This is a genomic window from Burkholderia sp. 10_S31 (genome assembly GCF_056930375.1).
Window position 1 is genome coordinate 291178 of the sequence record NZ_JBXOWK010000002.1, and the last position, 23378, is coordinate 314555.

The following is a 23378-nucleotide window of genomic DNA, read 5'->3' on the forward strand; positions in this document are numbered from 1 at the left end:
TCATGTCCAACGAAATCAAAAGACTGCAAACCAACGCACGCATGAGTCAAGTGGTGATTGTCAATGGCGTTGTCTACCTGTCCGGACAAATACCAGACACAGCCGGCGCATCGATCACCGCGCAGACGACGGAAGTATTGACTCGCATCGATGCACTGCTTGCAGCGGCAAGCATCGACAAGACGCGCCTCATTTCAGCGAATATTTGGCTTAGCGACCCGAAGCACTTCGACGAATTCAATGCGGCTTGGGAAGCGTGGGTTCCGTCGGGCCATGCACCGACACGTGCCTGCGTGCAGGCATTGCTGATGAGGCCCGGTCTCGATGTCGAGGTGGCTGTCACCGCGCTCGCCTGACGAGAAATGCAATGAAGTTCGATACGCTCGTACTCGGTGGCGGCATGGTGGGTGTTTCCATCGCCGTGCATCTGCAAAAACGTGGATTGTCCGTCGCGCTCGTCGACCGCAAGGCGCCGGGAAACGAGACGTCGCTCGGCAATGCAGGGCTGATCCAGCGCGAAGGCGTGTATCCCTATGCGCTTCCGCGTGATGTCGCCACACTCGCGCGGTACGCGCGTAACCGCTCGCCGGATGTGCGCTATCATCCGCGCGCCATGCCATCGGTGATGCCTTTTCTGTACCGGTACTGGCATCACTCGCGAGCGGACCGTCATGCGGCCATCGCCCGTGCGTATTCGACGCTGATCGAGCACTGCGTCAGCGAACATCGTGCGTTGGTCGAGGCTTCGGGTGCGCAGGCATTGCTGCGCACCGGCGGCTGGCTCAAGGTGTTTCGCAGCGCGCACAAGCACGACGCCGAGATGCGCGTCGCGGAACAATGGAGGACGCAATATGGCGTCGGGTTCGACGCGCTTGATGCCGCACAATTGCAACGCGACGAGCCGTCGCTGAGTCACGCGCTGATCGGCGCATTGCGCTACACGGATGCCGATTCCGTGAGCGACCCGAATGCGCTCGTCACGGCATACGCACGCTACTTCGAGAAGCTGGGCGGTCGCATCTTCATCGGCGATGCGACGACGCTCGAGCCAGGATGGAGCGTCTCAACGGAGGCGGGCCGCATCGATGCGCACTCGGCTGTGATCGCACTCGGTCCGTGGTCGGATGTGGTCACTTCACGCTTGGGATATCGGCTGCCGCTTGCCGTCAAGCGGGGTTATCACATGCACTACGCGGCGCAGGAAGGGGCGCACCTAAATCAGCCGGTGCTCGATGCGGAAATCGGCTACATGATGACACCGATGGCGCGCGGCATTCGTCTCACGACAGGTGCAGAGCTGGGGTACCGCGATGCGCCCGCCACGCCCGTGCAACTCGAAGCAATCGAACCGATTGCACGTGAGACATTTCCGCTTGGCAAGCGGCTCGATGAACAACCCTGGCTCGGCCGTCGCCCCTGCACGCCGGACATGATGCCGATCATTGGGCCCGCGAAGCGACACAAGGACCTATGGTTTGCCTTTGGACACGCGCATCATGGATTGACCCTTGGGCCCGTCACTGGGCGCTTGCTCGCCGAGATGATGGTTGGGGCCGAACCCGTCGCGGACCCTTTCCCGTTCCGTGCTGACCGATTCAGTAGCTGATGAGACTCGACCAGGATTGAACGCCAAACACCGGGTCCCGGTCGTTAGCGATCTTTACGAGGTGCGTCAACAGGCTGTGCAAAGGCCAATGAAAAGGTCGTTCCGGCGCTTCGTTCGCGCTTGCGGGGCCGCCCCCAACAGGTTAGGCGGTCACCCGGGTTTCGACACAGCCGCTACCAGCCTCCACTTCAAGCTCCCCTGCGCGCCTGCCGCGCCTCTGCCAGCGTACGGCGCAGCCCTTCGAACGAGTAGAGCGCGAGCGCGACCCAGATTGCGCCGTAGCCGATCGCGCGCACCGACCCGAACGGCTCGCCGTAGATCAGCACGCCGGTGAGGAGCTGGAGCGTGGGCGTCACGTACTGGATCAGGCCGAGCGTCGAGAGCGGGATGCGTCGCGCAGCAGCCGCGAAGAGTAGCAGTGGCACGGCCGTGATAGGCCCGGCGGCAGCCAGCAGCAGTTGCAGACCGAGCGACGCATGGGTGAAATGGCTCGCACCGGCCATGCCGATCATCATCAGATAGACGATCGCCACGGGAAATAACAGCACCGTTTCGAGCGCGAGGCCCTCGAGCGCGCCGAGCTTTGCAGTCTTGCGCAAGAGGCCATAGCCGCCGAACGTCAGCGCGAGCGCGAGGCTGATCCACGGCGGGGCACCGTTTTGCCAGGTGAGCCAGGCCACGCCGAGCGCCGCAAGCGCCACCGCGCACCATTGCAGCACGCGCATCCGCTCGTGCAGGAAGACGAAACCGAACAACACGTTGATCAGCGGATTGATGAAGTAGCCGAGGCTCGCCTCGACGATATGCCCCGCGTTCACGGCCCAGATGTAGATGCCCCAGTTGGCCGAGAGCAGCATGGCACTCGCGGCGAAGCGTGCGATCAGGCGCCTGTCGCGCAGCGCGGGGCGCAGCCACGCCCAGTGGTGGCGCGCGACGAGCACGGCGAGGATGAACACGAGCGACCATGCCATGCGGTGGGCGAGTATTTCGAGCGCGGGAATCTGGTGGAGCGTCTTGAAGTAGACGGGAAAGAGTCCCCAGATGACGAACGCGGAAAAGGCGTAGACGATGCCGGAATTCATGGTTGATTGTAGTTGGCCGGTGCGCGTGGTTGGTGCGAGGCGGCGTCGGTGGCAAAAAATTTCGTGCAGATTTCAGCCGGCCCTGCGCCGATCGGCCGGTTTTGCGACGATAGCTGATTTTGGCCGCCAGCCTTTGCCGCTGTCTAGCCCGACGCGACGCTTACGATGAACGGTAGGCGCGCGCAGGAGATAACAGCGTCATGCGCGAGGCCGGCGGCCCCCTTTCATGGGGCGGCCAGGAGGCCTTTCGATGATTATCACTTGTTCGGCAGAGGTGGCCTGGTCGGCTTGGGCATCACAAGTACGCGGCCAACCTCTATCGACAGGCACCGGTGCTTCGATTCGGCAGATACGTCCTTCATCCTTGCAGCTCACGTATTTTTCTCGCGCGAGGACTTGCGTTGCCGCGTGTCCGCCGGTCATCTTGTCCGGGCTACGCGTTGCGCCCGTACAGTCCCGTCACCGCCGCAACCTCTTGCGTGAGCTTGTCAATGAGCTCCGACGGCCCCAGCACTTTCACCTCCGCCCCAAACCCCAGCAGCTTGCGCGCACCATGCTCGATCGATTCGATCGGCATCAAGAGCGCTTTCCACCCGGACGGCACCGCAGCGCTATCCGCATGCTCCAAAACCGGCATGACCTTGACGCGCGCATTGACCAGCCAGTTTTCCCCGCGCGCCGACACCGCGACATGCGCGGTCAACCGATAAAGCTCCGCCTCATACCGGCTCATCGCATCGCGCCAGTGCTGCGCCAGATCGAACCGCGCGGGCCGCTTGAACCGCCGGCGCGACGTGCCGAGTTCCCGGATATTCGCAAGCCGAAAAGTCAGCGGATCGCGCTTGCCCGCAATCTTCGCCACCACGTACCACGCGCCACCCTTGAGCACCAGCCCGAGCGGATCGAGTTCGCGACGCGACACACCACGCCAGCTTTCGTACATCACGTCGATCCGGTGCGAATTCCACACCGCATCGGCCACTTCGCGCAGAAACGCCGGCGTTTCCTGCGCCCGATACCAATCGACGGTATCGACGTGCAATCGGCTGGCGACGCGATCCGCATGTTCGCGCGAGTCCGGCGGCAGGCTGGCGATCATCTTCAATCGGGCGGATGTGGCGATCCCGTCCAGCCCGAGTTCTCCCGCCGGCCCCGGCAAACCCGCGAGGATCAGCGCGTGCGCTTCCTGCTCGGTGAGCCCGGTGAGATCGGTGCGCCAGCCATCCCGCAACTGAAAGCCGCCATTGCGTCCGCGATCGCCCCAGATCGGCACGCCGGCCGTCGACAACTGATCGATATCGCGCAGGATCGTCCGCTCGGACACCTCCAGCGCGGCAGCCAGCGCCGGCGCGGTCATGCGGCCGCGTGCCTGCAACATCATCATGATCGACAACAGGCGGCTGGCTTTCATCTGCGGCACCTCATCCGAAAATATATGACACTAGATGTCATGTTATCGCACCTATTATCGAACCCATTCGCGCTCGGCTCGCGCAAACAGGCGTCGAGCGCGTTTTTACCGACCAGCAGGAAGCGTCGCCGTGAACGTCACGATGCGAAATCCCATGGAGAAGCGACAGATGAAAATCATTACCGGTCCGCTGAGCATGTTCGGCGCCAAGGTCGAGATCGCGGCGTACGAGAAGGGCATCGCCTTCGAGCGCGTGCTGGTGCCGTTCAGCCAGCAGCGCGGCTACGAGCCGAAGCATCCGGACGTCCTGCGCGTCAACCCGAAGCGTCAGGTGCCGGTGCTGATGGACGGTGAACTGGAGATTTTCGATTCCACGCAGATCTTCGAGTATTTCGAGGACCTGAAGCCCGATCCCGCGTTATGGCCGGCGCAGCCGAAGGCACGCGCCGTTGCGCGTCAACTGGAGCACTGCAGCGACGAGATCTATTTCCCGCACATCATCCGGCTGATGGGCCTCGAAGCGACGCCGGATCATCCCGCGGCGCAGGCCGCGCGCGACGAAGCGCGGCAATACTACCGCCGCATGGAGCACGTGCTGGCGGACCGGGAGTTCCTGGCGGAAACCTATTCCTACGCGGACATCGCGTTCTACATGGCGCAGTTGTTCGGCGCACGCAAGGGCGCGCCGATGACGGCGGAAATGCCGAACCTGCTTGTGTGGCGCGAACGGATGACCGCGCGTCCGGCCGTGCGGAAAGTGGCCGGCGCGATGGCGGGTTATCTCGCTTCGATCGACCATCCGGTTCCGGACTTTCTGCGCGGACTCTACTAGCGATCTGTTGCGCATCGAGCGGCTACGACCTGCCGATCCGCCGATCGCCGACCGATGCAAACGGATCACCCGCCCGTCACCGGCGGAAAGAATGCCACCTCGCTATCTTCCCGCACGACGAACCCGCCGGTCACCATTTCCAGATTCACGGCCGCCCGCACCGGGCGGTCCATCCGCAGCGCTTCTGCACTACGCGCATCGCGCGCGGCGAGCGTGCCGCGCAGCGCGTCGACGGTGACTTCATGCGCATCGATCTCGACGACTTCTTCGTCGGTATGCAGTTGTTCGCGAATGCTCGCAAAGTATTTGATGGTCAGTTTCATTGCGATGTCCTGGGCGGAATCTGCGGAATCGAAATCGGAAAGGCATTGGCCGGCACGTTCAACCCCATCGCCGCATCGCCTGATCGTCATGCGCCTTCGGTTCGACCCAGCCGGCCACGCCGTCGTGCCGGATCTCCTTCTTCCAGAAAGGCGCATGCGTCTTCAGGAAGTCCATGATGAACTCGCATGCATCGAACGCGGACGCGCGATGCGCGGCGGCGACCACGACGATCACGACCGGGTGGCCAAGCGGAATGCGCCCGACGCGATGCACGATCCTGACCGCTTCGAGCCGCCAGCGTGCACTGGCTTCCTCGACGATGCTCCATAACGCCTGCTCGGTCATCGTCGGGTAGTGCTCGACTTCGAGCGCGATCACGTCGTCGGCGTCGCCTTCGTTGCGTACGACACCGAGGAAATTCACGACCGCGCCGACATTCGGATTGCGAACGATCGGCGCGATCTCGGCACCGGCGTCGATCGCCGCGTATTGCACGCGCACTTCGAAGCCGGCGGCAATCGCCGGCGGCGGTTCGGCGTGCGGGTCGGCGAGTTCGGGATGGCTGCCGTCACGCGACGGATCGTCGGGTGGCGCGGCACGGGATTCGGTGGAAGTCGTCATGACGGTTCTCCATTAAGCGGTGCGCGCCGCTTCGCGCGGCAGCCGTCAGCCGCCGACGAGCGACATGCGCACGGTCGGATAGGTCTTGCCCGACGGCCGGGCCGCACGCGTGGCCCGCCGCTCGGAATAGCGGTCGTCGCGCTGCATCCATCGCGCACGCACGGCGTCGGCGAGGTGGTCGATCGCCGCGCCAGCGTCGAGCCACGGTCGCAGGTCGGTGCCCTGCATGGCGAACAGGCACGTATAGAGCCGGCCGTCGGCCGACACGCGCGCGCGCGAGCACGTGCCGCAGAACGGATGCGACACGCTCGCGATGAAACCGACTTCGCCGGCGCCATCGATATGCCGGCACCGGATCGCAGTGGCGTCGTGGCCCGGTTCGCCGACGAGCACGAGCGGATAGCTCGCTTCGATCAGCTCGCGCATCCGCTTGGCCGGCACGACCTTGTCGCCGGACCACGCGCTCGCACCGCCGACGTCCATGTATTCGATGAAGCGCACGGCCACGCCGCTATGCCGGAAGTGGCGCACGAGCGGCAGGATCTGGTCGTCGTTGGCACCGCGCTCGATCACGGCGTTGACCTTCACCGGCGCGAGCCCGGCCGCCTGCGCGGCCTCGATGCCGGCCAGCACGCGCGCGACGGGCACGTCGGCGTCGCTCATCCGGCGGAACACGGTATCGTCGATCGCGTCGAGGCTGACGGTCACGCGCGACAGGCCCGCATCGCGCAGCGAGCGTGCCTTTGCGGCGAGCAGCGAACCGTTGGTCGTCAGCGCGATTTCGACGGGCTTGCCGTCGACGGTGGTCAGCGTCGCGAGCCGCTCGATCAGCGCTTCGAGGTTGCGGCGCAGCAGCGGCTCGCCGCCGGTGAGACGAATCTTTTCGACGCCGAGCGAGACGAACGCGCGGGCGATTTTCTCGAGGTGCGCGAACGACAGCCGCTCGGACGACGGCATGAACGCATAGTCGGGCCCGAAGCTGTCGCGCGGCATGCAGTAGCCGCAGCGGAAGTTGCACTGGTCGATGACGGACAGCCGCAGATCGCGCAACGGCCGCTCGAGCGTGTCGAGCGGGCGGGAGAAGGCGCCGGGCGATGCGCCACCGGATACGGCGGCGGTCGGCGCGGAAACGATGGCATTCACGATCGGTTCGTCGGCCTGCATGAAGTGAGCGTAACGGCGTCGCCGATCGGCCGCGTATGCGCCGACGTGTCGGCGCACGGGGCGCGGCGAGCCTCATCCTGAGGATAGTCCGCCGGATTTTTCCGGCAGAGACACAATCCCGCCCGAAATACAGGAATACAGTTCGTCATCCTGCGTGCGCCCCTGCATGCACGACAGGCGGGCATGACGAGCGTGCTCATGCTGATGCGAGCCAGTGCGCGAAATCGTAATACGGCACCGCGTCGCCGCGCGCGATGCGTCGACCGGCCGGCAACCGCGCGAGCCCGCTCGCCTGCACGAGCGATTGCAGCGTGCCGGCGCCTTGCTGCCGCAGCGTATCGAGTACGGGCGCGCCATTGGCGTCGATGGTGCGGCGCACGCGCACGAAGCGGTCGCGCTGCGCATCCGGCTCGACGTCGATATCGATCGGCAGCGACGGTACGGCCGGCAGGCAGTCGTCGCGCCCCTGCAGGCAGCGGATCAGCGGTGCGACAAACAGCGCGAACGCGATCGTCGCGGCGCCCGGATTGCCGGGCAGCAGCACGACGGGCCGTTCATCGAGCCGCGCGAGCGCGACGGGCTTGCCGGGTTTCATCCGCACGCCCGAGACGACGAACGACGCGCCGAGTGCGCGCAGCGCGGGGCGCAGCAGGTCCTTGTCGCCGACCGATGCGCCGCCGACGCAGACGACCAGATCGCAGCGCGCGGCCATCGCGCGCAGTGCCTGATCGACGGCTGCCGCGGTATCGGCGGCATGCTCGCTCGCCGTGACGATGGCACCGGTTCCCGACACCAGTGCGGCGAGCATCGGCGCGTTGCTGTTGTAGATCTGCTGCGGCGCGCGCGGCTGGCCGCACGGAACGAGCTCGTCGCCGGTCGTGAGGATGCCGACGCGCACGGGCGGCCGCACGTCGATGTGCGTGCAGCCCTGCGCGGCGGCGACACCGACGTGCATCGCGCCGAGCCGCACGCCGGCCGGCATCAGCAGGTCGCCCGCGCGCACTTCCTCGCCGCGGCGGCGGATATGCGATCCGGCGCGCTGCGGTGCGTCGAACGCGACCCAGCCGTCCTGCTCGTGCGCGTGCTCCTGCATCACGACGGTGTCGGCACCGGGCGGAATCAGACTGCCGGTGAAGATGCGCGCGGCCGTGCGCGGTGCGAGCGGCGACGGCGCGTCGCCCGCATAGCAGCGCTGTGCGACGCGCAGCGGCTCGCCGTGTGCGAGGTCCGCGTGACGGAGCGCGTAGCCGTCCATCGCGCTCTGGTCGGCGGGAGGCTGGTCGAGCACGGCGGCGAGCGGCGCGGCGAGCACGTGGCCGGCGGCCTGTGCGACCGGAATGGAGACGGTCGAATGCAGCGGCGCGAACATGCCGGCGAACTGCCGTTGGGCGGTATCGAAATCGGTCAGGGGTTTCATCAAGCGGTGTGAGCATGCGGTTGCGCATGCGTCGTTTCGGGTAACGGGGGCGCGTCGGGCGACACGTATTCGACGAAGCCGTCGTTGCGGCAGAAGCCGAGCAGCCGCACGCCGGCTTCGCGGGCGACGTCGATCGCGAGCGACGTCGGCGCCGAGATCGTCGCGATCATCGGGATGCCGACGCGTGCCGCCTTGCGCACGAGCTCATAGCTCGCGCGGCTCGACAGGAACACGAAGCCCGCGCGCAGGTCGACGCGGCGTCGCGCGAGCCGGCCGATCAGCTTGTCGAGCGCGTTGTGGCGGCCGACGTCCTCGAAGACTTCCAGCACGGTGCCGTCTAGATCGCACCACGCGGCCGCGTGGATGCCGCCGGTCGCGCGCATCAGCGGCTGCCGCTGCGGCAACGCGCGGGCGGCGCGCGCGACGGCGTCGGCGCCGATGTCGGCCGCCGCACCCGCGGCCGCGATGCGCGGTGGATGCAGGTCGAGCTGCGCGATGCTTTCGATCCCGCAGACGCCGCAGCCGGTGCGGCCAGCCAGCGCGCGCCGGTGTGCCTTCAGCGCCATGAATGCCTGTTGCGACACGGTGAGCCTCACTTCGGCGCTGCCGGGCCGGCATTCGCTGTCGATATCGAAGACGTCGGACGCGCGCTCGACGATGCCTTCGCTCAGCGCGAAGCCGAGGCCGAACGCGTCGAGGTCGATCGGCGTGGCCATCATCACCGTGTGTGCGATGCCGTTGAACACGAGTGCAACCGGCGTCTCGTCGACGACGCGATCGACGGTGCCCAATGCTTCGCCGGCACGATGACGCGTCACATGACACGCGCGGCTGCCGTCCGGATCGTGGAGGCGGTCGCTGGGCTCCATGCGGTTTTCTCCAAGGGGGCGGCCGGCGCGGGCGCCGGGCGACGGAAACGGATTCTGCGACGGGCGATGCGCGGTGTCGCTCGCTCGCCACGGACAGGCTACGAGCCGATGGTACGGGCGTTCGGGTGTACCGCGGATGCACAGCGTTGCAGTGCGGAAAGCAGTACAGCTGACGGCCTCCCGGCCCCGAAACGGATTTTCCGTACACACATCTTCGACCCTCGGGAAAGCACAGTTTCAGCGCACGTTTGCGCGATTGCGAGTATCGTCGGAAACGCGATATCGTCATTCACGCTTCGTTGCCGTGCACTGCGATCCGTTTATGTATGCACGTGCCGTCGCGAAGCCGTCGCGCGATTTCCCGCTTCGAGCTGACGTCCTCACAACCACGAGCAAATTACGGTCATGGAAATCTTCGATGCGTTCCATCTCGCACGATTGCAATTCGCGTTCACGGTGTCGTTCCACATCGTGTTTCCTGCGATCAGCATCGGTATGGCGAGCTTCCTGGCAGTGCTGGAATGGCGTTATCTCGTCACCGGCGACGCCGCCTATAAATCCATGTTCCAGTTCTGGTCGAAGATCTTCGCGATCGGCTTCGGGATGGGCGTCGTCTCCGGCGTCGTGATGGCCTACGAGTTCGGCACGAACTGGGCGGGCTTCTCGCGTGTCGCGGGCAACATCACCGGCCCGCTGCTCACTTACGAAGTCCTGACGGCCTTCTTCCTCGAAGCGGGCTTCCTCGGCGTGATGCTGTTCGGCTGGCAGCGCGTCAGCCCGCGTGCGCACTTCTTCGCGACGCTGATGGTCGCGGTCGGCACGCTGATCTCGACGTTCTGGATCCTTGCGTCGAACAGCTTCATGCAGACGCCGCAGGGCTACAAGATCGAGAACGGCCTCGTCGTGCCGGTCGACTGGTTCAAGATCATCTTCAACCCGTCGTTCCCGTATCGCCTCGTGCACATGACGATCGCGGCGTTCATCGTCGCGGGCTTCATCGTTGCCGCGTGCGGCGCATGGCACCTGCTGAAGGGGCGCCGCGACGAGCCGGTGAAGCGCAGCTTCTCGATGGCGTTGTGGATGCTGCTGCTGCTCGCGCCGATCCAGATCGTCGTCGGCGATGCGCACGGGCTGAACACGCGCGAATACCAGCCGGCGAAGATCGCGGCGATCGAGGGGCTGTGGGAAACCGAGAAGGGCGGCACGGCGCTGAACCTCTTCGGCTTGCCCGACATGCAGGCCGAGACGACGCGCTATGCGATCCAGGTGCCGCACCTCGGCAGCCTGATCCTCACGCACAGCTGGGACGGCGAGATCCGCGGGCTGAAGGAATTCCCGCCGCAGGACCGCCCGTATTCGCCGATCGTGTTCTGGACTTTCCGGATCATGGCCGGCCTCGGGATGCTGATGCTGCTCACCGCGCTGCTTGGCCTGCTGCTGCGAAAGGGCGGACGCCTGTATGAAACGCGCTGGTTCCAGTGGTTCGTCGTATGCATGGGGCCGTCGGGCATCGTCGCGCTGCTGGCCGGCTGGATCACGACCGAGGTCGGGCGGCAGCCGTGGACCGTGTACGGCGTGCTGCGCACCGTCGATTCGGTCGCGCCGCTCAGCGCGCAGCAGGTCGGCGTGTCGCTGCTGATCTTCGTGGTCGTGTATTTCCTGGTGTTCGGAACGGGTATCTATTACATGTTGAACCTGATGAAGCACGGGCCGGCCGCACAGGCCGGATATATCGAGCTGCACCGGCATCCGGGGCTGCGCAAGAGCGCGCTGTCCACGCCGCTGAACGTCACCGAAGCGGAGTAAGCCATGCAAATCGATCTTCCAGTCGTGTGGGCCGCGATCATCGGCCTCGGCGTGTTCATCTACGTGATGCTGGACGGCTTCGACCTCGGCATCGGCCTGCTGTTTCCGTTCTTCGATGCCAAGGTCGAACGCGAAGTCATGCTGAACACCGTCGCGCCGGTGTGGGACGGCAACGAGACCTTTCTCGTGCTCGGCGGCGCGGGGCTGTACGGTGCGTTCCCGGTCGTCTACTCGACGCTGCTGCCGGCCAACTACCTGCCGCTGATCCTGATGGTGGTCGGGCTGATCTTCCGCGGCGCGGCATTCGAGCTGCGCGCGAAGGCGAACCGCACGCAGCACCTGTGGGATCTGGCATTCATCGGCGGCTCCGCGCTCGCCGCGTTCTGCCAGGGGATCACGCTCGGTTCGCTGCTGCAGGGCATCCATATCGTGAACAACCAGTTCGCGGGCGGGCCGTTCGACTGGCTGTCGCCGTTCAGCCTGTTCTGCGGGATCGGTGTGCTCGTCACCTATGCGACGCTCGGTTGCGGCTGGCTGATCCTGAAGGTCGACGGCGAGCTGCAGCGCAAGATGCGGCTCCTGATGAAACCGCTCACGGGCGTGCTGCTGGCCGTGATGGGCGTGGTCAGCCTGTGGACCGTGATCGGCCTGCCGGCCGTCGCGCATCGCTGGTTCGGCAGCGGCAATCTCGGCTGGTTCCTGCCGGTGCCGGTGCTCGTCGTCGCATGCGTGTGGGGCATCTTCCACACGGTGAAGCACCGGCACGAAGCGACGCCGTTCCTGCTGACGCTCGCGATCGTGTTCCTCGGCTACACGGGGCTCGTGATCAGCATCTGGCCGAACATCGTGCCGCCTTCGCTGACGATCTGGGATGCGTCGTCGAGCCATTCGAGCCAGCTGTTCGCGCTCGTCGGCACCGTGATCGTGCTGCCGATCATCCTCGTATACAACGCAATGCAGTACCGCGTGTTCCGCGGCAAGGTGCGCGAGGGCGACGCGGGCTATCACTGACCGGTGCGCCCGGTGACGGGCGCGGCCTGTGCGGGCGTATCATCACGCGCGGTGCGGTGCATCCCGTCGCCAGACCGGGTATCGACGCGACAGCGGCCCGCCACGCGCGGGCCGTTTCGCATCGGGCGCGCCGTGTGCACTGCGTATTCCTTTGGCAGTCGAGACAAGATCATGATCGTCAGACCACGACAAAACTGGCTCAGGATGCTGTTCGTATGGAACGGCTCCGTGCTGCAATCGATCATTCCGCAACTCGTGTTCATGGCGATCGTCAGCACGCTGGCGGTCTTCACGAACGGGCGCATCTTCGGCGAGAAGATTCCGCTGAACACCGCGCCGTTCACGCTGTTCGGGCTCGCGCTCGCGATCTTTCTCGCGTTTCGCAACAACGCGAGCTTCGAGCGCTTCAAGGAGGCACGGCTGCTGTGGGGCAACCTGCTGATCGCCGCGCGCACCGTCACGTCGCAACTGCGGCGCTACCTGCCCGACAGCGTCGGCGATGCGGAGCGCAACAGGCTCGCCGATCTGCTGATCGCACTCACCTATGCACTGAAGCATCAGCTGCGTCATACCGATCCGATGCAGGACCTGCAGCGCATTCTCGGCGCCGAGCGGGCCGCTGCGCTCGCGCACAAGTGCTACCAGCCCGTCGCGATTCTCGATGAACTGCGCGGTGACATCGTCCGCGCGCTGGGCCGCGCGCCCGGCAGCGACGCGACGTGCTGGATGTTCGATGCGCAACTGGTCGAGCTCGGCAAGGCGGTGGGCGGCTGCGAGCGGATCCTGACCACGCCGATTCCGTTCTCGTACAGCGTGCTGCTGCATCGCACCGTGTATGCGTACTGCGTGCTGCTGCCGTTCGGTCTCGTCGATTCGACGGAATTCTTTACACCGCTGATTTGCGTATTCATCGCATACACGCTGATCGCGCTCGAAGCGATCGCGAACGAGGTTGCCGAACCGTTCGGCCTCGCGCCGAACGCGCTGGCGCTCGATGCGATGGCGCGCACGATCGAACGGTCGGTGCTGGAGCTGGGCGATCGCGCGATGCCGGAGGAATTCGTGCCGGCGTCGACGTACCAGATCACGTAAGCGGCGCGGCGACGTGCGCGTCGGCACGCACGATCCGGAGAACATCCATGCGTATCTACGTCACGAGCATCTTTGTCGACGATCAGGACAAGGCATTCGCGTTTTATACCGAGGTCCTCGGCTTCCGGCTGAAGAACAACGTGCCGGTGGGCGAGTACCGCTGGCTGACGGTCGTGTCGAAGGACCAGCCGGACGGCACCGAACTGATGCTGGAGCCGAGCCATCATCGCGCGGTCGGGCCGTACCGTCAGGCGCTTTACGAGGACGGCATTCCGGCGGCGTCGTTCCAGGTCGACGATCTCGACGCGGAGTTCGCGCGGCTCGACGCGCTCGGCGTGCGCTTCACGCTGGCGCCGATGGATGCCGGGCCCGTGCGGGTCGCGGTGCTCGACGATACGTGCGGGAACCTCGTGCAGCTCATGCAGTTGAAGTGACGCGCCGAACGCGTGATGTCCGCGCGGTTGCCGACGGGGCCGCCGAATGCCGCGTAGTCGAGCATCGCATTGCCCGCGAAAAGCCGCTCGAATTCGTTCCAGTCGCGCCGGTCGGCGGCGTGGCAGTAGCGCGTGAGCAGATCCTGGATTTCGAGCCGGTCGATCGTTTCCCGGGACGTCAGGATGCCGCGTGGGTGATAGGGAAACGATAGCGTGCGGGAGACGCGGCGCGATCGGCTCGCGATTCCCGGGGGCGCTAGGTTTCGATCGCTTCGGAGTCCCACGTCCCGAGCGATATCGCTTTGCGCAACATGCCGACGGTCAGTGCATGTCGCTGGAACGTATGGGGCTTCCCGAGCAGATATTTTCGCAAGACGTGATACAGCAACCCTTCGCCCTCCATCAGGAAGTAGCGACCAAAATCGTAGTCCCCGCGATCGACGTCGAATCGGTCGAAAAAACGTTCCATGAAGATGTCGGCGTCGTCCCCGGTCTGCCCCAGATCATCCCGGATGGAGGTGTTCTCCGTAATCCGGCGCTTGCCCGATACGGCTGCTTCCTTGCGAACGAATGCTTCCAGTGCCTCCCAGTCTTGATGGTCGTCCATTAAAGAATCCTGTCTTCCGGTTTCACAATCTGGTTGGACCGGTAAATGGTGTTTCGGACAATATGGAAGCCATCCGTGGCAAGCAGCACCCAGCCGACTCCCGGTATTGTTCGTCCGACAAACACAGCGAGGCGATGCGTCAGAATTACCCTCAATGGTTTGATGCTTTTCAGCGTGACGGTCGGCAAAACTTTGCGCTTGAATTCATACCGAAATATCGGCCTCGACATGACTGATGCGACGGACGTACCTCGGGTCGTGCCGGCCGGCTTGGCTCGGGTTGGAAGAATGGGTAGGCCTGACAGAATCAGAACAACTGCTTCGACGTCGTCGATGTTGGCCTGCTTGCAGGTTTCGTCTGCGGCAATGAGGAAGAACAACTCGATCGAAGTCAGGTCTTGCTGATTCTTGTAGCGATAGGTATTCATGCGGTGCCCTCGGGATGCCGGCGAGGTAGGCCGCACGCGCTATACGCCCCGTTCGCCGTCGTTGTTGTCGGCGCCACGGTAGCGAGGGGGGCTTGACGGGTCAATGTCGGAAGCAGGCTGGCCGCGGCGGGTGCACTGACAGGCGATCCGCACGAAAGCAACACGATGGCCGTTGCTCACGCTCTGGTTACCGCCGAGCGGCACGGAGCGCTCGCGAAACCGGTCATTTTCTTCGACGTGATGATAGGAGCGGAAGGTTTTCGGATTGTTGCAGGTTGCGCTCCATGCCAACGTTCATTCCGGACGCGCATTGTGTGGTGGCTGCAATGCGCGCCGCCGCCCCGCTCAATCGAAATACGTGAGCCCCATCGCGCCTTTCACCTCGGCCAGCGTCGCACCCGCCACCTCGCGCGCATGCATCGTGCCGCGCTTCAGGATCGCCATCACCTCCGCCTTGTCCGCCTCGAATTCGCGGCGGCGCGCACGGATCGGCTCGATCAGCGCCTGCAGCCGCTCGTTCAGCACGCGCTTCACGACGCTGTCGCCGAGGCCGCCGCGGCGATAGTGCGCCTTCAGTTCGTCGACCATCCGCACGTCGGGTTCGAACGCGTCGAGGAACGTGAACACGACGTTGCCCTCGACCTGGCCGGGATCGCTCACGCGCAGGTGGTTCGGGTCCGTGTACATGTCCTTCACGGCCTGCGCGATCTCGTCGGGCGTCGAGCCGAGCGTGATCGCGTTGCCGAGCGACTTGCTCATCTTGGCCTTGCCGTCGATGCCCGGCAGCCGCGTGACCGCCGACAGCACGGCCTCGCATTCGACCAGCACCGGCGTGTCGACCGTCGCGTTGAAGCGGCGCACGAGTTCGTTGGTCTGCTCGATCATCGGCAACTGATCGTCGCCGACCGGCACGTGCGTGGCCTTGAACGCGGTGATGTCGGCCGCCTGGCTGACGGGGTAGGTCAGGAAGCCGGCCGGGATGTCGCGCTCGAAGCCGCGCAGACGGATCTCTTCCTTGATGGTCGGGTTGCGCTCGAGACGCGCGACCGTGACGAGGTTGAGCAGGTATTGCGACAGCTCGGCGAGCTCGGGCACCTGCGACTGGACGACGATCGTCGAGATCGCCGGGTCGATGCCGACGGCCAGGTAGTCGAGCGCGACCTCGATCACGTTCTCGGTGACGCGCTGGCGGCGGCCCATGTTGTCGGTCAGCGCCTGCGTGTCGGCGAGCAGCAGGAACTGCGTCGCCTCGTGCTGCATCTGCACGCGCGCGCGCAGCGAGCCGATGTAGTGGCCGAGATGCAGCGGGCCGGTCGTGCGGTCGCCGGTGAGGATGGTCGGTCGAGTCGGGTGCGTCATGGTATGGGTTGGCTCCGGGTTATCGAAGCCGCCAGCCATGACGTGGGCGCAGAAACGACAATGCCGCCATGGCTGGCGGCATCACGTTCGGGACATGCAAAAGTGCAAAAGGAAACGGGCCGCCTGGGTCAGGCGCGCCACCAGCGATGCACGTTCGGCGAGGCAGGTTGTTGGGTTTCCATCGCGCAAGTATAGCGCAGCGGCGGGCGGACGGCGCGTCAGCGCACCATCGATTCCATCGCGAGGCGCGCGACTTCCGCGGACGGCCACAGTAGGTACAGCAGGCCGGCCATCAACAGCAGCGCGCAGGCGCGCACCACCGGCGTACGGTCTTTCTCGCTCAGGGTGCGGATGTGCTGCTTCAGTTTCTTCATGCTTGCAGGCGCGACGTGCGCCACTCCAACGGTTGCTGCAACGGGGCCGGGTGGGCGCCGAGATGCTACGAGGTTCAACGAGGGACAGGCTGGCGCACTACGGGGATGCGCACGGGCGGAAAAAGGGGACGATCAGACATCCGGTGCATCGCGTGGGCGAGGCGATGCGCATCCTATCAGTTCGGGGGCGCACGCACAGTCAAGAATTGTCGGGCAACGACCGGATGAAAGTGCTGTCGCATGTTGTGGCAAGGAGGAAACTCAATGAAATCAAAGGCTAAATGATCAGGTTAAACGTGCGGGCGACGCGGCGATCCGAGCGCGCCGTTGCCGAATGCCCATCGACGAGTGAACGTGACCGGAAATGCCGGGCGCTTTTGTTGGCGCGCTCGATTAGAACAATCGTGCGATCAGGGCTCATTGGGGCCGTCGTCAAGACGCGCTGGCCCACGTCCTGATGCCGCAGAGCATCGATTTGACGGCGGGCCGGTGCACGAGTGTCGAAGGGCGGCTCGCATATCTGTCTTCACACCCGGACTTGCCGCTGGCTGCTTTTGGGGGCTCCTGCTTTCACCCCGCATCGCGAGACGGATCAACTGCCGGAACGACGGATGATTCATGCACGCAAACGAATGCATCCGGCATTCGAGGACACGGAAATCAACGGAGGGCAATCGCACATCACCATCCCTGGTCGGAGGGGCATCGAGATACTTGATGCCCGACCCGTTCAAGCAGCGGTATGGTTCAACCGAAGCAACCGGGGTCATTCTCCAGGATTGAAATAGTCAGAAGAAATCAGGCAGTGCGAAATTACGCTCATTTTGAGCAAGAGCGGCCTCCCTGGTCTCAGGCGGCGGGTCGTCAATATTCACGATGGTCGTGTTCGTGATAGTGCTCGCGCCACGGATCACGTTCACGCGGATGACGATGCCTCCACGCGTCGTGCTCCCAATAGCGATGGCCGTCCCAGTAGCGGTCGCCGTGCATGCCAATCGTGACTGACACACCCGGGGCCGGACGTGGCTCTTCGTACCTCGGCTGCGGTGCAACGTAGACTTGCGCGAAGGCCGCGCCGGCCGCGACGAGTGTGCTGCCTGCCACGAGTGTCGCCAGAATTCGACGTATTGCAATTGTCATGGGCTTCATCGTCCTGTCCTCCATCAAATACCTGAGGACGAGCACGATTTGTTCCCATACGAAGCGGCCGCCGCATCGGTTGCGATGCGGCGGCCGGGAGCGCGGGAGAGGGGGCAGGCAGGAATCAGTGCGCGGCGTGTCGTATCGTGCCGTGCCTGACTAATCTGCCTGCCCGCGGATCAGACGACCGCCGAGCGCGCGACGCGCACCGGCACCGACTTGTACGACGGCGTGCCGCTTTCCTTGTCGATGTAGTCGAGCGGCACGAGCACGTTCGCTTCCGGGTAATACGCGCCGACCGATCCCGGTGCGATGTCGTACTCGATCGCGGTGATCTTCTCGAGACGCAGTGTGCGGCCCGATGCGGTGATCGTCTCGATGTCGACGAGGTCGCCGTGTTCGAGCCCGTACTTCGCGAGATCCGCCGCGTTCATGAACAGCACATCGCGTCGCCCGAACACGCCGCGATAGCGATCGTCGAGCCCGTAGATCGTCGTGTTGTACTGGTCGTGGCTGCGCAGCGTGATCAGCCGCAGCACCTGCTCGCCGCCGAGCACGTCCGCGTCTTCCTTCACGCCCGTGTAGACCGAGAACATCGCCTTGCCGGTCGGCGTCGGCCACACGCGCTCGGTGGGTGGCAGCGGCAGGCGGAAGCCGCCCGGCGTGCGGATGCGCTCGTTGAACGCCTCGAAGCCGGGCACCGTGCGGTCGATCAGGTCGCGGATGCGGTCGTAGTCGGCGATCAGGTCGAGCCACGCGACCTTGCTGGCCGGCAGCGTCGCGTGAGCGATTCCCGCGACGATCGCGGGCTCGGAGCGCAACTGGTCGGACGCGGGCTTGAGCTTGCCGGCTGACGCGTGGACCATCGACATCGAATCCTCGACGGTGATCGACTGCCGGCCGCTCGCCTGCATGTCGAGCTCGGTGCGGCCGAGCACGGGCAGGATATAGGTTTCCTTCGCAACGAGCAGGTGCGAGCGGTTCAGCTTCGTACCGAGGTGCACGCTGAGATCGAGCTTCGCCATCGCGGGGAACGACAGCTCGGGGTCAGGCAGCGCGACCGCGAAGTTGCCGCCGAGGCACAGCAGTGCCTTGGCCTGGCCGTCGACCATCGCCTGCATCGCCTGCACGGCGTCGTGCCCGTGATGCGCGGGCGGCTTGAAGCCGCACACGTCCTCGATCTTCTGCAGGAACTCGGCCGACGGCTTCTCGGTGATGCCGACCGTGCGGTTGCCCTGCACGTTCGAGTGGCCGCGCAGCGGGCACACGCCCGCGCCGGGCTTGCCGAAGTTGCCGCGCATCAGCAGCAGGTCGGCGATCAGGCGCACGGTCGCGGTGCCCTTGTTGTGCTGCGTGACGCCCATCCCGTACGTGATGATCGTCGCGTTCGACTTCGCATAGGCGAGCGCGACCTCCTCGAGCTGCGCCTGGCTCAGGCCGCTCGCGCGCTCGATGTCGTCCCACGACGTGGCCTGCAAGTCGGTGGAGAACGCGTCGAAGCCGTTGGTGTGCTGCGCGATGAAGTCGCGGTCGAGCACGTCACCGCGCTCGGCCTCGAGCTGCAACAGCGCCTTCATGATGCCCTTCAGCGCGGCCGCGTCGCCGCCCGCGTCGACCTGGTAGTACGTCGACGCGATGCGCGTCGAGCCGAACGACGCCATCTCGATCATGTCCTGCGGATCCGCGAAGCGTTCGAGTGCGCGCTCGCGCAGCGGGTTGAACACGATGATCGGCACGTGGCGGCGCGAGCACTCGTGCAGCGTGCCCATCATCCGCGGATGGTTGGTGCCGGGGTTGTGGCCGATCGAGATGATCAGCTCGCAGTGGTCGAAATCCTCGAGCGACACTGTGCCCTTGCCGATCCCGATCGACTGCGGCAGGCCGACGCTGGTCGGCTCGTGGCACATGTTCGAGCAGTCGGGGAAGTTGTTGGTGCCGAGCTCGCGCGCGAACAATTGATACAGGTACGCGGCTTCGTTCGACGCACGGCCCGACGTGTAGAACTCGACCTGCTCGGGCGGCAGTGCGCGCAGCACCTCGCCGATGCGTGCGAACGCGTCGTCCCATTCGACCGCGCGGAACGTGTCGGTCGCGCGATCGTAGACGAGCGGATGCGTGAGCCGGCCCATGTTCTCCAGCTCGTAGTCGGACATCCGCAGCAGCGACGATACCGTGTTCGCCGCGAAGAAATCGGGCGTCACGCGCTTGGTCGTCGCTTCCCACGTGACGGCCTTCGCGCCGTTCTCGCAGAACTGGAACGTCGACTTGTGTTCCTTGTCGGGCCATGCGCAGCCGGGACAGTCGAAACCGTCGGGCTGGTTGGTCCGCATCAGCACGATCGGCGCCTCGATGGTGTCCATCTGCGTACGCACCGCATCGGCTGTCGCACGAAGCGCGCCCCAACCGCCGGCGGGCCCATCGTACTTCCTGATGCCTGGCACTTCGCGTCGATTTGTCATGTGAATCTCCATCAGCCGCACCCTGTGCGGGCGGCTCGGTTGCGCCGTGTCGCGGCGTGGGGCGGCTCCGTCCGGCGGACGGAGCCGGTCATGCAAGCCCGTGCGTCCGGGCCCGCGTGGTGTCAATGCGCGTCCTTCTTCGCACCGGACGACTTCTTGCCGGATGACTTCGTGGCGGCCGGCGATCCGGCGGCCGGCGACCCGGCGGCCGGAGGCGTATCGGATTTCGATTCGTCTTCCTTTTCATCCGACGACGCGTTCGCTGCCTTGCCGTTCGGCTTGGACTTGCCGTCGGCGCTCTTGCTCGCGCCCTTGGCTTCAGGCGGCGCGAGCGTGTTGAACTTCACTTCGTCGCTGTCCTTGTCGTAGTCGACCTCGCACCGGTCGCCCGATTTCAGCCGGTCGGCCAGGATCTCCTTCGCGAGCCGCGTCTCGATGGTCTGGCGGATCTGCCGCTTCAGCTCTCGCGCGCCGAATTCCGGCTGGTAGCCGGCTTCGGTCAGGTGCTCGACGAGCGACTCGCCCATCACGAGCGTGATGTCCTGCGCGGCGGCGGTGCGCACCACGCGATCGAGCTGGATCTGCACGATCGAGCGGATGTTCTCCTTTGACAGCGCATGGAACACGATCACCTCGTCGATCCGGTTCAGGAACTCGGGGCGGAAATGGCCTTTCAACACCTGCATCAGCTGCTCGCGGATCGCCTTGTCGGTCTTGCGCGCGGCTTCGGGCTGCGTGAGGTTGTCCATGATGATCGCGGCGCCGAGGTTGCTCGTCGCGATGATGATCGTGTTGCTGAAGTCGACCACGCGGCCCTTGCCGTCGGTCAGCCGGCCGTCGTCGAACACCTGCAGCAGCACGTTGTAGACGTCCGGGTGCGCCTTCTCGATCTCGTCGAGCAGGATCACGCTGTACGGGCGGCGCCGCACGCGCTCGGTGAGCTGGCCACCCTCGTCGTAGCCGACATAGCCGGGCGGCGCGCCGATCAGCCGCGCGACCGCGTGCCGCTCCATGTACTCGGACATATCGATGCGGATGATCGCCTGCTCGTCGCCGAACACGGTCTCGGCGAGCGCCTTCGCGAGCTCGGTCTTGCCGACGCCGGTCGGCCCGAGGAACAGGAACGTCGCGATCGGCCGGTGCGTCTGGCCGAGCCCGGCGCGCGACAGCCGCACTGCATCGCTGACGGCGACCACCGCATCGCTCTGGCCGACCACGCGCTCGCGCAACTGCTCTTCCATCTTCAGCAGCTTCTGGCGTTCTTCCTGCGTGAGCTCGGACACGGGGATGCCGGTCAGCCGCGACACGACTTCGGCCACCGATTCGACGGTCACTTCGAGCGTTTCCGAGCCGGTCTTGCGCTGCCACGCCTCCATCATCTCGTCGACGGTTTTCTGCTTCGCGTTGATCTGCTCCTCGAACTGCTTCGCTTCGTCGAAACGCTTGCGCGACGTTGCGTAGTCCTGCTCGCGCTTCAGTTGCGCGATCTGCGCTTCGCCTTCCTGGATGTCGACCGGGCGCGACGTCGCGCCGATCCGCACGCGCGCGGCGGCCTGGTCGATCAGGTCGATCGCCTTGTCGGGCAGGAAGCGCGACGTGATGTAGCGATCGGCGAACTCGGCCGCCGCGACGAACGCATCGTCGGCGAACGTCACCTGATGATGCGCCTCGAGGCTGTCGCGCAGCCCGCGCAGGATCACGATCGTTTGCTCGACGCTCGGCTCCGGCACGAACACCGGCTGGAAGCGCCGTTCGAGCGCGGCGTCCTTCTCGATGTACTTCTGGTACTCGTTGAGCGTGGTCGCGCCGATCAGGCTCAGCTCGCCGCGCGCGAGCGCGGGCTTCAGCACGTTCGCGATGTCGAGGCCGCCTTCGCCGCCGCCCTGGCCCGCACCGACGATCGTGTGCAGCTCGTCGATGAACAGGATCAGTTCGTCCTGCTTCGCAGTCACTTCGTCGATCAGCTGCTTCGCGCGTTCCTCGAATTCGCCGCGATACTTCGCGCCGGCCACCATCGAGTTGATGTTGACTTCGACGAGCCGCTTGTCGCGCAGCACTTCGGGCACGTCGCCGTTGACGATCCGCTGCGCGAGCCCTTCGACGATCGCGGTCTTGCCGACGCCCGGCTCGCCGATCAGTACCGGGTTGTTCTTCTTGCGGCGCGCGAGCACTTCGATCGTGCTCTCGATTTCCTGCGCGCGGCCGAGCACCGGGTCGAGCTTGCCCTGGCGCGCGATCGCGGTGAGGTCGCGGCCGAACTTGTCGAGGTTCGGCGTGCCGGTCGGCGCATCGACGCGGCCGTCCTCGGCACCTTTGCCGACCACCTTCACGACTTTCTGGCGCAGCGCCTCGGGCATCACGCCGTATTTTTTCAGCAGCGTGCCGGCGACGCTGTCCGGCACCGACGCGAGCCCGATCAGCAGGTGCTCGGGGCCGATGTACGAGTGGCCGAGATCGCGCGACGCCTGGAACGCGTACTGCACGGCCTTCTTCACGCGCGGCGAGATCGACAGCTTGTCGAGCGGCGCATCGGCGTCGGCCGTGCCGGTATGCGCATGCTCGTCGATGTACGACTTGATGTCCTGCGGCGACAGCTTCAGTTCCTTCAGCAAGGCGGCGCACACGTCGGTGTCCGCGAGTGCGTACAACAGGTGTTCGGAGTCGAGCTCGCTGCGGCGCAGTTCGTGCGCCTTCTCGGCCGCGCGCTGCAGCAGTTCGAGCGTCTGCTCGCTGAACGCGTCGGTCGGGTCGACCGATTCGCGCGGAATCTCGGCGGCCAGCGGCGATTCGTCGCCGAGCCCGCCGAACAGCGACGACGGTCCGCCGCCGCCCAGCAGCGAATCGAACGGATTCAGCATGCTCTGATGGCGCATCAGCTGACGGAAGTGGTAGTCGCAGATCGAGATCGTCTTGCGCTCGCCGTCCTGCATCACGGTGGCGCGCGCGACGGCCGGCCGGGCGTGACAGATATCGCAAAGTGCGGGCATGGTGGTCTGGCTCCTGTCGGTGAAGGTGGGTCGAAGGGTGAGGTCCCGATGCGGTGTGGCGCTTGCGCGTCCAGACGGCGACCGCGACCGCACGACGCACGACGCGGCGGCGCACGACGCACGACGCACGACGCACGACGCACGACGCGGCGGCGCGCGTGCCGCGCCTCTGCGGTCGCGCAGCGCGCGTCGGCGTGGCGCACGGGCGCGTCGGGAAGCGCGAGTGCTGCGAGGAGCCCACGGCATCGCTTCGACTGCGTTCAAAATAGCGAATCGGCAGGGGCCATCCAAGACACAGTTCCACGCCGGACCGGCCCTGAATTGCACCCTCACATGGACGCGCGCATCGGCGGCA

22 protein-coding genes and 1 pseudogene are annotated in these 23378 nt (G+C 65.4%); 7 read left to right on the forward strand and 16 right to left on the reverse strand.

What is annotated here, in order from left to right:
- Positions 1 to 2 precede the first annotated feature (2 nt).
- Both AC1Z3W_RS15870 and AC1Z3W_RS15875 read left to right on the forward strand, forming a co-directional pair.
- Positions 3 to 356 carry a RidA family protein gene (locus tag AC1Z3W_RS15870; protein ID WP_057927752.1) on the forward strand — a complete coding sequence of 118 codons (354 nt, stop codon included), beginning with the start codon at positions 3 to 5 and terminating at the stop codon, positions 354 to 356.
- Between the two features lie 11 nt (positions 357 to 367).
- Entirely contained in the window at positions 368 to 1606 is a 1239-nt protein-coding gene (locus AC1Z3W_RS15875) for an NAD(P)/FAD-dependent oxidoreductase (RefSeq protein ID WP_483507954.1), read from the forward strand.
- 188 nt (positions 1607 to 1794) lie between these two features.
- Here AC1Z3W_RS15875 and rarD read toward each other — a convergent pair whose 3' ends face one another.
- Positions 1795 to 2688 carry an EamA family transporter RarD gene (gene rarD, locus AC1Z3W_RS15880; protein WP_175825247.1) on the reverse strand — a complete coding sequence of 298 codons (894 nt, stop codon included), beginning with the start codon at positions 2686 to 2688 and terminating at the stop codon, positions 1795 to 1797.
- 433 nt (positions 2689 to 3121) lie between these two features.
- Complete coding sequence (locus AC1Z3W_RS15885; RefSeq protein WP_124834916.1) at positions 3122 to 4099, reverse strand: helix-turn-helix transcriptional regulator; 978 nt, start codon at positions 4097 to 4099, stop codon at positions 3122 to 3124.
- A 169-nt stretch (positions 4100 to 4268) separates the two neighbouring features.
- Between AC1Z3W_RS15885 and AC1Z3W_RS15890 the strand changes: the two genes are divergently transcribed.
- A complete protein-coding gene (locus AC1Z3W_RS15890) occupies positions 4269 to 4931 on the forward strand; it encodes a glutathione S-transferase family protein (protein WP_483508316.1) in 663 nt (220 codons plus the stop codon).
- 65 nt (positions 4932 to 4996) lie between these two features.
- Here AC1Z3W_RS15890 and moaD read toward each other — a convergent pair whose 3' ends face one another.
- From moaD to fdhD, 5 genes are all read right to left on the reverse strand, one after another.
- Positions 4997 to 5254, reverse strand: coding sequence for a molybdopterin converting factor subunit 1 (moaD, locus tag AC1Z3W_RS15895; RefSeq protein ID WP_057927757.1), 258 nt, complete (start codon positions 5252 to 5254; stop codon positions 4997 to 4999).
- A gap of 58 nt (positions 5255 to 5312) precedes the next feature.
- Positions 5313 to 5876, reverse strand: a complete 564-nt coding sequence (locus tag AC1Z3W_RS15900) for a molybdenum cofactor biosynthesis protein MoaE (protein ID WP_057927758.1) — start codon at positions 5874 to 5876, stop codon at positions 5313 to 5315.
- Positions 5877 to 5921: 45 nt separating this feature from the next.
- Entirely contained in the window at positions 5922 to 7040 is a 1119-nt protein-coding gene (gene moaA / locus AC1Z3W_RS15905; RefSeq protein WP_175825245.1) for a GTP 3',8-cyclase MoaA, read from the reverse strand.
- 196 nt (positions 7041 to 7236) lie between these two features.
- Positions 7237 to 8457 (reverse strand): molybdopterin molybdotransferase MoeA, encoded by a 1221-nt coding sequence (locus tag AC1Z3W_RS15910; RefSeq protein ID WP_483507955.1) that lies wholly within the window; start codon positions 8455 to 8457, stop codon positions 7237 to 7239.
- Complete coding sequence (gene fdhD / locus AC1Z3W_RS15915) at positions 8457 to 9326, reverse strand: formate dehydrogenase accessory sulfurtransferase FdhD (RefSeq protein ID WP_483507956.1); 870 nt, start codon at positions 9324 to 9326, stop codon at positions 8457 to 8459. Before fdhD ends, AC1Z3W_RS15910 begins: the two co-directional genes overlap by 1 nt.
- A 405-nt stretch (positions 9327 to 9731) precedes the next feature.
- Here fdhD and AC1Z3W_RS15920 point away from each other — a divergent pair, with 405 nt between their 5' ends.
- From AC1Z3W_RS15920 to AC1Z3W_RS15935, 4 genes are all read left to right on the forward strand, one after another.
- Positions 9732 to 11132, forward strand: a complete 1401-nt coding sequence (locus AC1Z3W_RS15920; RefSeq protein ID WP_483507957.1) for a cytochrome ubiquinol oxidase subunit I — start codon at positions 9732 to 9734, stop codon at positions 11130 to 11132.
- Between the two features lie 3 nt (positions 11133 to 11135).
- The gene (gene cydB, locus AC1Z3W_RS15925; RefSeq protein WP_124834910.1) at positions 11136 to 12143 is read left to right on the forward strand and encodes a cytochrome d ubiquinol oxidase subunit II; all 1008 of its coding nucleotides are present in this window, start codon (positions 11136 to 11138) and stop codon (positions 12141 to 12143) included.
- Between the two features lie 171 nt (positions 12144 to 12314).
- The gene (locus tag AC1Z3W_RS15930; protein ID WP_124834909.1) at positions 12315 to 13235 is read left to right on the forward strand and encodes a bestrophin family protein; all 921 of its coding nucleotides are present in this window, start codon (positions 12315 to 12317) and stop codon (positions 13233 to 13235) included.
- Between the two features lie 47 nt (positions 13236 to 13282).
- Entirely contained in the window at positions 13283 to 13669 is a 387-nt protein-coding gene (locus tag AC1Z3W_RS15935; protein WP_057927765.1) for a VOC family protein, read from the forward strand.
- Between the two features lie 56 nt (positions 13670 to 13725).
- Here AC1Z3W_RS15935 and AC1Z3W_RS15940 read toward each other — a convergent pair.
- The 9 genes and pseudogenes from AC1Z3W_RS15940 to AC1Z3W_RS15980 all read right to left on the reverse strand — a co-directional run.
- Positions 13726 to 13953 (reverse strand): annotated as a pseudogene (locus tag AC1Z3W_RS15940) (nuclear transport factor 2 family protein); the annotation flags it as partial.
- Complete coding sequence (locus AC1Z3W_RS15945) at positions 13926 to 14276, reverse strand: DUF1493 family protein (RefSeq protein ID WP_057927766.1); 351 nt, start codon at positions 14274 to 14276, stop codon at positions 13926 to 13928. The pseudogene AC1Z3W_RS15940 and the gene AC1Z3W_RS15945, both read right to left, overlap by 28 nt.
- Entirely contained in the window at positions 14276 to 14704 is a 429-nt protein-coding gene (locus AC1Z3W_RS15950; RefSeq protein WP_483507958.1) for an STM2901 family protein, read from the reverse strand. Before AC1Z3W_RS15950 ends, AC1Z3W_RS15945 begins: the two co-directional genes overlap by 1 nt.
- A 39-nt stretch (positions 14705 to 14743) precedes the next feature.
- On the reverse strand, positions 14744 to 14995 hold the full coding sequence (locus AC1Z3W_RS15955) for a hypothetical protein (protein ID WP_483507959.1): 252 nt from the start codon (positions 14993 to 14995) through the stop codon (positions 14744 to 14746).
- A gap of 54 nt (positions 14996 to 15049) precedes the next feature.
- On the reverse strand, positions 15050 to 16063 hold the full coding sequence (gene trpS, locus AC1Z3W_RS15960) for a tryptophan--tRNA ligase (RefSeq protein ID WP_057927768.1): 1014 nt from the start codon (positions 16061 to 16063) through the stop codon (positions 15050 to 15052).
- Positions 16064 to 16281: 218 nt separating this feature from the next.
- Positions 16282 to 16437, reverse strand: a complete 156-nt coding sequence (locus AC1Z3W_RS15965; protein WP_162840566.1) for a hypothetical protein — start codon at positions 16435 to 16437, stop codon at positions 16282 to 16284.
- Between the two features lie 864 nt (positions 16438 to 17301).
- Positions 17302 to 17586, reverse strand: a complete 285-nt coding sequence (locus tag AC1Z3W_RS15970) for a hypothetical protein (RefSeq protein ID WP_082664965.1) — start codon at positions 17584 to 17586, stop codon at positions 17302 to 17304.
- A 170-nt stretch (positions 17587 to 17756) separates the two neighbouring features.
- The gene (locus tag AC1Z3W_RS15975) at positions 17757 to 20036 is read right to left on the reverse strand and encodes an FdhF/YdeP family oxidoreductase (protein ID WP_483507960.1); all 2280 of its coding nucleotides are present in this window, start codon (positions 20034 to 20036) and stop codon (positions 17757 to 17759) included.
- 122 nt (positions 20037 to 20158) lie between these two features.
- On the reverse strand, positions 20159 to 23023 hold the full coding sequence (locus tag AC1Z3W_RS15980) for an ATP-dependent Clp protease ATP-binding subunit (protein WP_483507961.1): 2865 nt from the start codon (positions 23021 to 23023) through the stop codon (positions 20159 to 20161).
- Positions 23024 to 23378: the final 355 nt, after the last annotated feature.

Excerpts from the sequence above, each read along its gene's own strand:
- trpS (WP_057927768.1), bottom strand. The coding sequence starts at position 16,063 with ATGACGCACCCGACTCGACCGACCATCCTCACCGGCGACCGCACGACC.
- AC1Z3W_RS15970 (WP_082664965.1), bottom strand. The coding sequence starts at position 17,586 with ATGAAGCCCATGACAATTGCAATACGTCGAATTCTGGCGACACTCGTG.
- moaD (WP_057927757.1), bottom strand. The coding sequence starts at position 5,254 with ATGAAACTGACCATCAAATACTTTGCGAGCATTCGCGAACAACTGCAT.
- AC1Z3W_RS15950 (WP_483507958.1), bottom strand. The coding sequence starts at position 14,704 with ATGAATACCTATCGCTACAAGAATCAGCAAGACCTGACTTCGATCGAG.
- rarD (WP_175825247.1), bottom strand. The coding sequence starts at position 2,688 with ATGAATTCCGGCATCGTCTACGCCTTTTCCGCGTTCGTCATCTGGGGA.
- AC1Z3W_RS15910 (WP_483507955.1), bottom strand. The coding sequence starts at position 8,457 with ATGAAACCCCTGACCGATTTCGATACCGCCCAACGGCAGTTCGCCGGC.
- AC1Z3W_RS15975 (WP_483507960.1), bottom strand. The coding sequence starts at position 20,036 with ATGACAAATCGACGCGAAGTGCCAGGCATCAGGAAGTACGATGGGCCC.
- AC1Z3W_RS15945 (WP_057927766.1), bottom strand. The coding sequence starts at position 14,276 with ATGGACGACCATCAAGACTGGGAGGCACTGGAAGCATTCGTTCGCAAG.
- AC1Z3W_RS15920 (WP_483507957.1), top strand. The coding sequence starts at position 9,732 with ATGGAAATCTTCGATGCGTTCCATCTCGCACGATTGCAATTCGCGTTC.
- AC1Z3W_RS15890 (WP_483508316.1), top strand. The coding sequence starts at position 4,269 with ATGAAAATCATTACCGGTCCGCTGAGCATGTTCGGCGCCAAGGTCGAG.
- AC1Z3W_RS15875 (WP_483507954.1), top strand. The coding sequence starts at position 368 with ATGAAGTTCGATACGCTCGTACTCGGTGGCGGCATGGTGGGTGTTTCC.
- AC1Z3W_RS15965 (WP_162840566.1), bottom strand. The coding sequence starts at position 16,437 with ATGAAGAAACTGAAGCAGCACATCCGCACCCTGAGCGAGAAAGACCGT.
- AC1Z3W_RS15935 (WP_057927765.1), top strand. The coding sequence starts at position 13,283 with ATGCGTATCTACGTCACGAGCATCTTTGTCGACGATCAGGACAAGGCA.
- AC1Z3W_RS15870 (WP_057927752.1), top strand. The coding sequence starts at position 3 with ATGTCCAACGAAATCAAAAGACTGCAAACCAACGCACGCATGAGTCAA.
- cydB (WP_124834910.1), top strand. The coding sequence starts at position 11,136 with ATGCAAATCGATCTTCCAGTCGTGTGGGCCGCGATCATCGGCCTCGGC.
- fdhD (WP_483507956.1), bottom strand. The coding sequence starts at position 9,326 with ATGGAGCCCAGCGACCGCCTCCACGATCCGGACGGCAGCCGCGCGTGT.
- AC1Z3W_RS15885 (WP_124834916.1), bottom strand. The coding sequence starts at position 4,099 with ATGAAAGCCAGCCGCCTGTTGTCGATCATGATGATGTTGCAGGCACGC.
- AC1Z3W_RS15930 (WP_124834909.1), top strand. The coding sequence starts at position 12,315 with ATGATCGTCAGACCACGACAAAACTGGCTCAGGATGCTGTTCGTATGG.
- moaA (WP_175825245.1), bottom strand. The coding sequence starts at position 7,040 with ATGCAGGCCGACGAACCGATCGTGAATGCCATCGTTTCCGCGCCGACC.
- AC1Z3W_RS15900 (WP_057927758.1), bottom strand. The coding sequence starts at position 5,876 with ATGACGACTTCCACCGAATCCCGTGCCGCGCCACCCGACGATCCGTCG.
- AC1Z3W_RS15980 (WP_483507961.1), bottom strand. The coding sequence starts at position 23,023 with ATGCCCGCACTTTGCGATATCTGTCACGCCCGGCCGGCCGTCGCGCGC.